This is a genomic window from Clostridium beijerinckii HUN142 (assembly GCF_000621745.1).
Lineage (GTDB): Bacteria > Bacillota > Clostridia > Clostridiales > Clostridiaceae > Clostridium > Clostridium beijerinckii_A.
Genome location: NZ_KK211338.1, coordinates 144,107 through 155,672 on the forward strand (window position 1 = coordinate 144,107; position 11,566 = coordinate 155,672).

9 protein-coding genes and 2 pseudogenes are annotated in these 11,566 nt (G+C 29.5%); 10 read left to right on the plus strand and 1 reads right to left on the minus strand.

Annotated elements, in window-relative coordinates:
* Positions 1-34: 34 nt before the first annotated feature.
* Complete coding sequence (locus tag T483_RS0125985) at positions 35-802, plus strand: ABC transporter ATP-binding protein (RefSeq protein ID WP_026889465.1); 768 nt, start codon at positions 35-37, stop codon at positions 800-802.
* Complete coding sequence (locus T483_RS0125990) at positions 795-2,783, plus strand: ABC transporter permease (protein WP_026889466.1); 1,989 nt, start codon at positions 795-797, stop codon at positions 2,781-2,783. Before T483_RS0125985 ends, T483_RS0125990 begins: the two co-directional genes overlap by 8 nt.
* Positions 2,784-3,058: 275 nt before the next feature.
* Here T483_RS0125990 and T483_RS32325 read toward each other — a convergent pair.
* A pseudogene (locus T483_RS32325) lies at positions 3,059-3,243 on the minus strand (IS3 family transposase); the annotation flags it as partial.
* Positions 3,244-3,248: 5 nt separating this feature from the next.
* Between T483_RS32325 and T483_RS31335 the strand changes: the two are divergent.
* From T483_RS31335 to T483_RS0126035, 8 genes and pseudogenes are all read left to right on the plus strand, one after another.
* Positions 3,249-3,422, plus strand: a pseudogene (locus T483_RS31335) (winged helix-turn-helix domain-containing protein); the annotation flags it as partial.
* Between the two features lie 640 nt (positions 3,423-4,062).
* The gene (locus tag T483_RS0126000; protein WP_026889467.1) at positions 4,063-4,740 is read left to right on the plus strand and encodes a response regulator transcription factor; all 678 of its coding nucleotides are present in this window, start codon (positions 4,063-4,065) and stop codon (positions 4,738-4,740) included.
* Position 4,741: 1 nt separating this feature from the next.
* Positions 4,742-5,743, plus strand: a complete 1,002-nt coding sequence (locus T483_RS0126005; protein WP_026889468.1) for a sensor histidine kinase — start codon at positions 4,742-4,744, stop codon at positions 5,741-5,743.
* A 134-nt stretch (positions 5,744-5,877) separates the two neighbouring features.
* Positions 5,878-6,561 (plus strand): ABC transporter ATP-binding protein, encoded by a 684-nt coding sequence (locus tag T483_RS0126010; RefSeq protein WP_026889469.1) that lies wholly within the window; start codon positions 5,878-5,880, stop codon positions 6,559-6,561.
* The gene (locus tag T483_RS0126015) at positions 6,558-9,152 is read left to right on the plus strand and encodes an ABC transporter permease (protein ID WP_026889470.1); all 2,595 of its coding nucleotides are present in this window, start codon (positions 6,558-6,560) and stop codon (positions 9,150-9,152) included. The genes T483_RS0126010 and T483_RS0126015 overlap by 4 nt, the downstream gene beginning before the upstream one ends.
* Positions 9,153-9,643: 491 nt before the next feature.
* Positions 9,644-10,165 (plus strand): ribonuclease domain-containing protein, encoded by a 522-nt coding sequence (locus tag T483_RS0126025; protein ID WP_026889471.1) that lies wholly within the window; start codon positions 9,644-9,646, stop codon positions 10,163-10,165.
* 21 nt (positions 10,166-10,186) lie between these two features.
* A complete protein-coding gene (locus T483_RS0126030; protein WP_026889472.1) occupies positions 10,187-10,471 on the plus strand; it encodes a barstar family protein in 285 nt (94 codons plus the stop codon).
* A gap of 88 nt (positions 10,472-10,559) precedes the next feature.
* Positions 10,560-11,303: a MurR/RpiR family transcriptional regulator gene (locus T483_RS0126035; RefSeq protein WP_023975752.1), complete on the plus strand. Its 744-nt coding sequence runs from the start codon at positions 10,560-10,562 to the stop codon at positions 11,301-11,303.
* Positions 11,304-11,566: the final 263 nt, after the last annotated feature.

Consider the following 11,566-nt stretch of genomic DNA (forward strand, 5'->3'; position numbering starts at 1 on the left):
AACTGGTTTAAAACTAGGAAATGGAGGAATTAATATGGCATTAATTGAAGTCAAAAGTTTGAAGAAGCTTTATACTACGAGATTTGGAGGAATTAAGGTTCAAGCATTAGCTGATATCTCATTTTCTGTAGAAGCAGGTGAATATATTGCCATAATGGGGGAGTCAGGTTCGGGAAAGACTACTCTGCTAAATATATTGGCTCTCCTTGATAAGCCTACAAGTGGAGAAGTTTTTATGGAAGGTAAAAATATTATAAGTATAAATGAAAGAGAAATAGCAGCATTTAGAAGAAGTCAGCTTGGTTATGTATTTCAAGAATTTAATTTACTTGATACCTTTTCTATAAAGGATAATATATTTTTGCCTTTAGTACTATCAGGAAAAGACTATAAGGAAATGGAGAGCAGGCTGGAGCCTATTGCAGCGAAGATAGGAATTAAGGATATATTAGAAGAATATCCTTATGAGGTTTCAGGAGGGCAAAAGCAAAGGGCAGCAATAGCAAGAGCTGTTATAACAAATCCAAAGTTAATCCTTGCAGACGAGCCAACTGGCTCATTAGATTCAAAGTCTTCTACGGAGATTTTAGATTTATTTTCAAAGATAAATAAATCTGGACAAACTATTATTATGGTAACACATAGTATTGCTGCTGCAAGTCACGCAAGTCGTGTGCTTTTTATAAAGGATGGAAAGATTTTTAATCAAGTTTATCGTGGAGCTATGAATAATAATAAAATGTATGAAAGGATTTCAGATACGTTAACTCTTTTAACTGCAGGAGGTGTTGAAGTTGAATAATCCGTTCTATTTTAAACTAGCTAAGACTAATTTAAAGGAAAATTGGAGAATTTATCGCCCATATATAACAGCGTGCATATGTACAGTTATGATGTTTTACATTATGGATTGCATAAACTTAAACAAAGAGATATATGAGAAATTAGAGGGTATTAGTACTTCAGGATTATTAAAGTTTCTAATAAGTGCTGGCGTTAACTTAATAGGCATATTTTCTGTAATATTTCTATTTTACACCAATAGCTTTTTAATAAAGAGAAGAAAAAAAGAAATAGGAATCTACAATGTGGTTGGAATGGAAAAAAGGCATATTTCTATAGTTCTTTCTATTGAAACATTAATTATAGCTACTGCAAGTTTAATTTTAGGTATTTTAGGTGGAATTATAATAGGAAAATTAATATTTTTAATATTGTTAAATTTATTAAGAGTTGATATTCATCTTTCATCTTCATTTTCAATATCATTAAGTGCAGTAATAAACACAATAGAATTATTTGCTTTGATTTTTCTAGTTATTTTAGTTGCAAATATAGTGCAGATAAAAAATACTAGAACAATTGATTTATTAAAAGGGAGCAGGAAAGAATCAAAAACCTCTTGGATATTAACTATTTCAGGTATTATTGAATTAGCTTTTGGTTATGGTATTGCTCTTAATTTTAATTTTAGTATAGAATCTTTATCGAAGATTTATTATGTTTTTGCAGCTGTGATTTTGGTTATTTTGGGAACATATAGTACAATTATAGGTGGAAGCATTGTTTTCTTGAAACTGTTAAAGAAAAACAAAAAGTTATTCTATAAAACAAAGAATTTTGTATCGATATCTGGAATGATATACCGGATGAAACAAAATGCAGTAGGACTTGCTAGTATATGTATTCTTACAACAGCTGTAATACTAACAATATCAACAACAGTTTCTTTGTATGTTGGGCAGGAAAAAAGCTTAAGACTTGCTAATCCATTTGATGCACATATTTCTATTAAAAATGCAACATCAGAGGAAAAAGATAAGGTGAAAAATATTTTACAAGAAGAAGCAAAAGAGAATAATATAAGTCTAAAAAATAATATAGAAGAGAGTGGTAAGGGAATGGCAGTATTAAGAAGTAATAATTCATTTACTTCTGCTAGTAATGTTTTATTTACTTCTACTAATGATCCTAAAGTTATTGGCTTATATCTCCTAGATGATTATAATAAAATCGAAAATAGAAATATATCTCTTGAGGATAATGAAGTACTTATTTTCTCAGTAGGCAAAGAATATAATTATGACTCTATAATTATCAATGATAATGAGTTTAAAGTGAAAGAAAAAATTGATAAATTAAATACAGCGAATAAAATTACCAATGATCTTGAAGGGTACTTTGTCATTGTTAAGGATAAAGATATAATAAAGAATATATATAAAGATACAAAGGGAAACAGTTTAGAAAATCTTGATTATTATAATTCATTCAATATTGATGGTAACAAAGAAGACATTAGCAGATTTTGTAATACATTAAAAAATACTTCTAGTAGTACAAAAGAATTTGATTTTGGAAGTATTTTTTTTGAAAGAGAAGAGGCTAATATAAAGAATGGAGGATTTATATTTATAGGAAGCTTTCTAGGAATATTACTTACCATAGGAACCGCATTAATAATTTACTACAAACAAATTTCTGAAGGTTATGATGATAGGGATAGATTTAAAGTGATGCAAAAGGCAGGGATGAGTAATGAAGATATAAAGGGTACTATTAATAAACAGATGCTTATAATGTTCTTTTTACCATTAGTAGTATCAATAATTCATATTGCTTTTGCTTTGAAATTTTTAATTATAGTACTAACTGTATTTGGTTTATTTGACCTTAATATATTTTTCATTTGCATTACTGTAACTATTGTTATTTTTGCAGCATTGTCTGGGATCTTTTACAGAGTTACAGCTAACACTTATTATAAAATTGTGCAACAATAAGTTTAGAAATTTCCTAAAAAAGAAATATTATAATTGAATAGTAGTGGATTTCAAAGGCTACGCATCGCCTCCACCATAAAAACCACGACCATTTGTATGTGGCTTAAATAGCTACTTACAGATGGTCGTGGTTTTTTATTTATGAGGATAATTCCTTATAAGATACATATAATCAGAATAAATAAAGAGTTTACTTTTTGAATTTTTTTCACTTGTGGATTTTAGAGATTTTTTTATAATTGTCAAGGTTTTGTAGACACAAAGTTACGTAAGCCTTATGAATTTAATTCTTCAAATTGAGATAGAGAGATATATCCCAATGAAGAATGCATTCTTTTAGTATTATAATAAATTTCAATGTATTTAAAGATTTCTTTTTGAGCTTATCTAGGTGACTCGTAATGTTATCTTGAACAAGCTTTCTTTTTATTGTTCGATAAAAAGATTCCATTACCGCATTAAGGAATAATATTTTCTACAGAAAAAAATTTTGGAATAATATGGGATAAAGAAGAATTCGAAGTAGATAACACGGTTATGGTTCATATTAGAAATTTGAGAGATAAAATAGAAGAGGATAATAGGAACCCTAAGTATATAAAAACTGTCTGGGGTGTTGGTTATAAATTTGGAGATTAGAAAAATCTATAAAAATCTAAAAGATATAATTTAGATTTCGTATGTTATTTGTACTGTTTATAAATAGGATTAACTTAATTGTGCCTTTTATCTTTTTAACCATACTTGTAGTCTCCATTTATTATTCTATTAGAAAATATTACTCAAAATTTAAACAGGATAAGTAAAGTTATTCAACAAATAGGAGAGTCATAATAATTAGTGATATCCTCTATGAGATACTTAAGATGGTAAAGCAATACTGCAACTTCATGATGGTGATGGTGTTTTTGGTAGTATTTGTAATAATGCAAAAGAAAAAATCATAACCGCACATGAATTAAAACTATATGAAAGTTCTATAAAGATTTTTATATAGTTTTCAAGAGAATGGGGGTAATTTCATATGAATAAATATATTGAGGCTTTAACTTTAGATGGTGGAACTGTAAAAAATAAGAAATTTAATATCTTTTTTATTTTGCAATGATGGAAAAAAGATACTACTATATAAAGAAATTAAAATTATTAAATTGCAGTTGTTTTAGTTACTTTTTAGGAGACTAGAATAATTGCAATTTTTGTTTTATTACAATTTAGTCACTTAAAAATCGTATAGGCTGTTATAATAGTGTTAAATCTATAAGAGAGGTGATATAACTTGAAGATTTTACTAGTTGAAGACGATAAAATTATTGCATCTGGACTAGAATATTCCTTGAAGCAGGAGGGGTTTGATACAATGGTTTGTTATGATATTTCCTCAGCTAAGGGTGTTATAGAAGATAATAAATTTAATCTATGCTTATTTGACTTATCCCTGCCTGATGGAAGTGGATATGAACTATGTAAGATAGTTAGAGGAAAAGATGATACACCTGTCATATTTCTAACTGCTTGCGATGATGAAGTTAATGTAGTAATGGGACTTGATATTGGTGCAGATGATTATATAACAAAGCCTTTTCGTATCAGAGAACTTATTTCTCGCATAAGGTCTGTAATACGCAGATATGGTAAGGACAGCAGTTCAAAAGCAATATTAGAATTAAATAATATTCGTATTAATACTCTTGATGCAAAGGTATATAAAAATGATGCAGAAATTACCTTAACAGCGCTTGAGTATCGTCTATTGCTAATCTTTGCAAATAATCCGGGGCAGGTTTTATCAAGGAATCAAATCTTAGAGGGAATATGGGATGTAGCAGGAGATTTCGTAAATGATAATACGCTAACGGTTTACATAAAAAGGATAAGAGAAAAGTTGGAAGATGATCCACAAAAGCCTACAATTATAAAGACAGTCAGGGGTTTGGGATATAAGGTTGGTGATTAAAATGATAAGAAATAGAGAGGTTAGAGTATACTTTATTATTGCTTTTATAGTATCTACAATAGCAGCAGCCTGTATTTTTTTCTTGAATGTTCTAGCAGGAATAATTTCTTTTATAGCCTTTGTTATCTTGTTTGTTAGTAGTTTTTGGTTTATTAAAAGAGAATATGGAGAGCTTGAGAAACTCTCTGGTTATTTGAGGCGTATTTGCAATGGAGAGTATTCACTGGATATTAGAGATAATGAAGAGGGAGAACTAAGCATTCTTAAAAATGAGATTTATAAGGTAACTCTTATGCTTTCAAAGCAAGGGGAACTTCTTAAAAAAGAGAAAATGCAGCTTGCTGATGCCATATCGGATATATCCCATCAGCTGAAGACACCGCTTACATCTATGAGGGTTATGTCAGACTTATTAAGCAATAATGACCTAGAGGCGGAAAAAAGAATTGAATTTACTAATAATATTGAAATGCAGCTTGATCGTATGCAGTGGCTGTTAACTTCTTTACTAAAGCTATCTAAAATAGATGCTGGAACGGTGAGCTTTAAAAAGGATAGAGTAGCTGTATCAGAACTAATTAGAAAATCAACTGAGCCTCTTCTGATTCCTATAGAAATTAAGAATCAAACACTAGTGATAGAAGGCGGTAGTAATGTAAGCTTTATTGGAGATTTATACTGGACTACAGAGGCTTTAATCAACATAATAAAAAATTGCATAGAGCATACTGGAGAAGATGGAAGAATATCTATCTTCTTTGATGAAAATCCTTTGTTTACAGAAATAAAGATTTTAGATAACGGAAGAGGAATAGAAAAAGAAGATTTACCATATATTTTCAAGCGATTTTATAAGGGAAAAAATGCAGGTGAAGATAGCGTGGGAATAGGTCTTGCTATGGCTAAAACCATTGTTACAAGTCAAAATGGAGATATAAATGTAAGCAGCAGGAAAAATGAGGGGACATGTTTTATTATAAAATTTTATAAGGTAACTGTATAAAAGATAGATATTTATATCAAACAAAATTTAAAGCTTAAAAATTCATAAGTGACTAAATTGTAATAATAAAGTCACTGTAAAGTCATCTGAACTATATATACTAAAACCATGATAAAAAACTTGGAGGTTTTAAGATGGAAATACTAAGAATAGAACACTTATCTAAGGTATATGGCAGTGGGGATACTGAGGTGAAGGCACTTAATGATGTATCCTTTTCAGTAGAAAAAGGAGAATTTGTCGCAATTATTGGACCATCAGGTTCTGGAAAATCAACTTTACTTCATATGCTTGGAGGAGTAGATAGACCGACTAGTGGCAAGGTTTTAGTAGATAACACTGATATTTATAATTTAGATGAAACACAGCTGGCTATCTTTAGGCGAAGACAAATCGGACTTATATATCAATTTTATAATCTTATTCCAGTACTCAATGTAGAAGAGAATATTACTCTCCCACTACTGCTTGATGGACACAAAGTAGATAAGAAGCAGTTTGATGAGATAATAAAAATACTTAACTTAGAGAAAAGGCTCAATCATTTGCCTAACCAACTTTCTGGTGGACAACAACAAAGAGTGTCTATAGGAAGAGCTCTTATAAGTAATCCGGCTATAATGCTTGCTGATGAGCCAACTGGAAATCTAGATAGTAAGAATAGTAGTGAAATAGTTGATTTATTAAAAATGTTTAACAAGACTTTTAAGCAAACCCTTATAATAATTACTCATGATGAGCGTATTGCATTACAAGCTGACAGAATCATAGCAATAGAAGATGGTGAAATTAAAAAGGATGAGGTGGTTCGCTCGTGAATATAATAAATAAATTGACTTTAAGGCATTTAAAATTAAATAAAAAGAGAACAATTGTAACTATAATAGGTGTAATTATCTCAGCGGCAATGGTAACTGGTGTGGCTACTCTCGTAGTTTCTTTTATGGATGTAATGCAAAGACAAAGTATAGCTAATGAAGGGGAGTGGCATGTTGTCTATAAAGATATTGATAACGTTCAGCTCCAATCAATAAAAAGTGATAAAAATACGAAGAATGTTATTTTGAGTAGGGATTTAGGATATGCATTGTTAAATGGAAGTGAAAATGTTAGTAAACCTTACTTATTTATACAGGAGTACAACAAAGAAGGTTTTAGGAAGTTTCCAGTTGAATTAAGTAAGGGTAGGTTCCCAGAAGCTACAAATGAAGTTGTAATTTCAGAGGACATTATAAACAATGCTAAAGTTAACTACAAAATAGGAGATACTCTAACTGCTGATATTGGAAAGAGATATTCCGACAATAGAGTTTTGACGCAGAACGATTATTTTCAAAAGAATAAAGATACTCTTGGAGAAACTTTAACAAAGGAAAATACAAAAACTTATAAAATTGTAGGTATAATAAAGCGTCCTAAGTTTGAGCCCACATGGGCTCCAGGTTTTACAGTACTTGGTTATGTAGATGAAAATAATGTTACTTCGCAGGAAAAAGAAAATGCGTTTGTAATATTAAAAAGTATTAACAGAGGACTATTTGATCATGCAAAAGATATGGCAGTACAAAATAAAATAAAAACAGTAGAGTTTAATAATAGCTTACTTAGATATCATGGGGTTGTTAAGGATGATTCAATGCACAATATGATTCTTGGTCTATCAGCTATAATGATTATAATAATAATGGTTGGATCTATTTCGCTCATATATAATGCTTTTGCTATTTCTGTATCAGAACGTTCAAGGTATTTAGGAATGCTATCAAGTGTAGGAGCTACTAAAAGACAAAAGAGAGATTCAGTGTTTTTTGAAGGAGCAGTCATAGGGGTAATAGGTATTCCGATTGGAATTATTTGCGGATTTTTAGGTATGGGCCTTACGTTCCTATGTGTAAACTCTATGATTAGGGGAGTTTTGGGAATTACTGAAAACTTTAGGGTAGTTGTATCGCCGTTAATTGTTATTGCTGCAATTGTAGTTTCTGCTCTTACTATACTAATATCAACATATATTCCTGCAAAAAGAGCTTCAAGTATATCTGCTATCGATGCTATTCGCCAAACCTCGGATATAAAATTAACAGGTAAAGAGATAAAAACTTCAAGGTTTACAGAAAAAGTGTTTGGTATTGAGGGAAATATAGGACTTAAGAATTTAAAAAGAAATAAAGGTAGATATAAGGCAACAGTATTTTCTTTGACTATCAGTATGGTATTGTTTTTAAGTGTAAACTCTTTTGCTTCGGATTTAAAGAAGTCTGTTATTTTAAGTCAAGATGGAATAAATTTTGATATAAATGTATTAATCACAGGTAAAAATGTAGAGGAAAAAAACAATACAGTTAAAAAAATAAGCGCTCTTGATAATATAAAAGAGCTTAACCAAGTAAATACTTTTGATGCAAGGGTATGGATTAATGAAAACTCCATGGCAGACTACTTGAAAGGTGACGACAAAAGTATAATGAAAAATGGAGCATATCCTTATAGTATTAATGTAAATGCATTAGATAACGAAGCTCTTAAAATATATGCAAAAGAAGTTGGAGTAGATTTTAACTTATTAAAAGATACAAATAAGATTTCTGCAATAGTTATTGACACAGTTAAATATAAAGATATGCAGACTAAAAAATATATTCAAACAAAGGCCGTAAAAGTAAATAAGGGAGAAAAGCTAGATTTACTTTATCATAACTTTGAAACAGAAAAAGATGAGCCGCTAACATCAGTAGAAATAGCAGCTGCTACAGATAAATTACCTACAGGAGTTTTTTCTCAAGAGGCAAATCCAGGGTTTAACATTATAGTATCTAGAGAAGTATTTGATAAAATAATAGGTGTTCGTGGGAATATAGTTGAAAGCATAGAAACAAACTTATTTATAAAGAGTAATGATCCTGTAACGCTTCAGACAGATATTGAAACTATTATAAATGCTGGAGGGGACAATAGAATGTCTATTCAAAATGTATTTATGAATAGACAAAGAGAAAATCAGATCATTGTACTTATGTCAGTTTTTGGATATGGATTTGTTGCACTAATTATAGCTATCTGCGTTGCAAATATACTTAACACAATATCCACTAGTGTTGCTCTTAGGAAGAGAGAGTTTGCCATGTTAAAATCTGTTGGAATGACACCAAAAAGCTTCAATAAAATGATAAACTATGAAAGTATATTCTATGGCATTAAATCACTTGCATATGGACTTCCAGTAAGCATTGGAATAATGTATTTAATTCATAGAATAATCATGGGAAAATTTAATTTTCATTTTATTCTTCCATGGGTAAGCATTTTATCAGCCGTAGTTTCTGTATTTATAATTGTGGGTGTAGCAATGCTTTATTCTAGCTCAAGAGTAAAAAGGGAGAATATTATAGATGCACTCAAGAGTGAATAGTATCAATACAATTATTTAATATCTATGATAAAAAGTTAGTTAGCTATAAAATAAGAAAAAGCTTTGGATAATATCCCTAGCTTTTTTATTTTGTAGAAGATTATACTTTTGGAGAATTTATAGATAAATGCTATGATTTACATAATATATAGATGAATAGTAAATTTTATTATTCATGTGTAAAATTATAGAAAAAACAAGAAGTATTAGATATAATAAAAAGAGTAGAATTATACAAAAGAATTTATGGGATGGAGATACATATGGAAAAAGAATTTTCAGAATTACTCACTTTTACGGCTGATACAAATGGGTTTGATAAAGTGCTCATTCCTCTAAATAGGTGTAATCCACTCGTCTCAACATGATTTATAGCTAGCTGTTATCCCTGCGAATAAGGAATATAAAATAAATTCGCTAAAAGCTAAGAATGAATAAAATTTCATTGTATTTTGTGCATTTAGAGAAGCGTGAAAGGAATGGTTATGAAAATGAAAAAAATATTTATGCAGAAAATTTTTGCTCTTTTTATACTTTTACTTATGTTCATAGGTTTATTTGGATGTGCAGCAACAAATAAAACTGCTGAGAATAAGCAGCAGGATAAATATGTGGACACTACAAAGTCAGAAGATAAAAAGATAGATTCCAGCCAAAATGGAGATTCAAAGAATAAAAAAATAATTAATGATTTTCAAGGTGTTGCAGATTATATACATAAAAATGGAACTTTACCTGAAAATTTTATAACAAAAGAGCAGGCTAATAAACTTGGATGGAAGCCAGGAGACGATCTTAGCAAAGTAGCGCCTGGTAAAAGCATAGGAGGAGATATTTTTAAGAATGCTGAAAAATCTCTACCGGATGCGCCTAATAGAATTTGGTATGAATGTGATATTAACTATAATGGAGGACATCGCGGAGATGATAGGATTCTTTATTCAAATGATGGATTAATTTACTCTACCTCAGATCATTATAAAACATTCAAATTATTATATAAAGGAAAGTAGTTTTTTAAGGATGTGAATAGCTTGAATAAAGTAGTAATACAAGGCAGTAAGCTTACTGATAAAAATATGTTACACCAAATTTTAAAACAGGAATTAAAGCTTCCTGATCATTACGGAGAAAACCTAGATGCACTATGGGATTGTCTAACTGCTGATATTCAATTGCCAGTTACAATTGAATGGATTGACTTTCAAAAAAGTAAAGACTTATTAGGTGATTATGCTGAAAATACCTTAGAAATTTTTAATGAAGCTGAAAAATTTACTGGAGGAAAACTTAAGATAAAAATTATTTCCAACTTTTAATTGACTCAAACTTACTACAGACATCGATTGAAAAAAACGTTATCAGTTGATATAATGTAGGCAATAGTCCAATGGAAGGAAGTATTATATGTTCAGTTATAGTCAAATCAAAAGTCTTAATGATTTAGAAATTTCTGTTTATAACTATATTATGGATAATAAAGATAAGGTCCGGTATATGAAAATAAGGGAATTAGCAGTTGAATCTCATGTATCAACTACAACCATATTAAATTTCTGCAAAAAAGTAGGTTGTAGTGGTTATTCAGAGTTTAAACTAAAATTTAAATTATTTATAGAAGAAAAAGAAATTAAAAAAGTAAGTGAAGATAATACAGAGATAATTGATTTTTTTAAGAAAACAAATACTGAAGAATATGATGAAAAGATAGAGGAAATTGTAAAAGCTATATTAAAAGCAAAGAGAACAATTTTTATAGGAAGTAGCATGTCAGGAATTGTAGCAAGATATGGAGCAAGATATCTATCAAGTGTTGGACAATTTAGTTTATGTATTGATGATCCGTATTACCCGACTACAGGTAAGTTTTATGAAAACTCAGTTGTCATAGTATGTTCTGTGTCTGGAGAATCAAAAGATATTATAGGTCATATAAATAGATTTAAAAAAGATGATTGCTGTATTGTTAGTATTACTAACACTGAAAATTGCACTATAGCGAAAATGTCTGACTATAATATCCCATATTATGTGCCATATGTTAAGGTAGGAATATATGATATTACCACTCAAATTCCAATCATTAGTATAATAGAAAGGATTGGAAGGAAACTACAAAATCGTCGAGAAGAATCTATACAAGATGAGTAAATAGCTATGCGCGAAAAATAAAAGTATTTTACATAGAGCTTTATTGATTTGAAGTTTTTAACTCAAGTTGATAAAGCTTATTTTAATTACTCTTTTTGTTTGTTAATAACAGTTTTTTAAATATATGAAATGTCAAGAACATATTTAGATTTTAATTGCAAAAAAACATTTTGTTTTTTTAGAATAACAAATTATTAAAAAACATACATGTTTTTTATAATGGTTTACATAGTGACAGAATACGCTTTTTCAATTAATATTAA

Coding starts and splice junctions, on each gene's coding strand:
- T483_RS0126025 (WP_026889471.1), top strand. CDS start 9,644: ATGAAAAAAATATTTATGCAGAAAATTTTTGCTCTTTTTATACTTTTA.
- T483_RS0126035 (WP_023975752.1), top strand. CDS start 10,560: ATGTTCAGTTATAGTCAAATCAAAAGTCTTAATGATTTAGAAATTTCT.
- T483_RS0125985 (WP_026889465.1), top strand. CDS start 35: ATGGCATTAATTGAAGTCAAAAGTTTGAAGAAGCTTTATACTACGAGA.
- T483_RS0126010 (WP_026889469.1), top strand. CDS start 5,878: ATGGAAATACTAAGAATAGAACACTTATCTAAGGTATATGGCAGTGGG.
- T483_RS0126005 (WP_026889468.1), top strand. CDS start 4,742: ATGATAAGAAATAGAGAGGTTAGAGTATACTTTATTATTGCTTTTATA.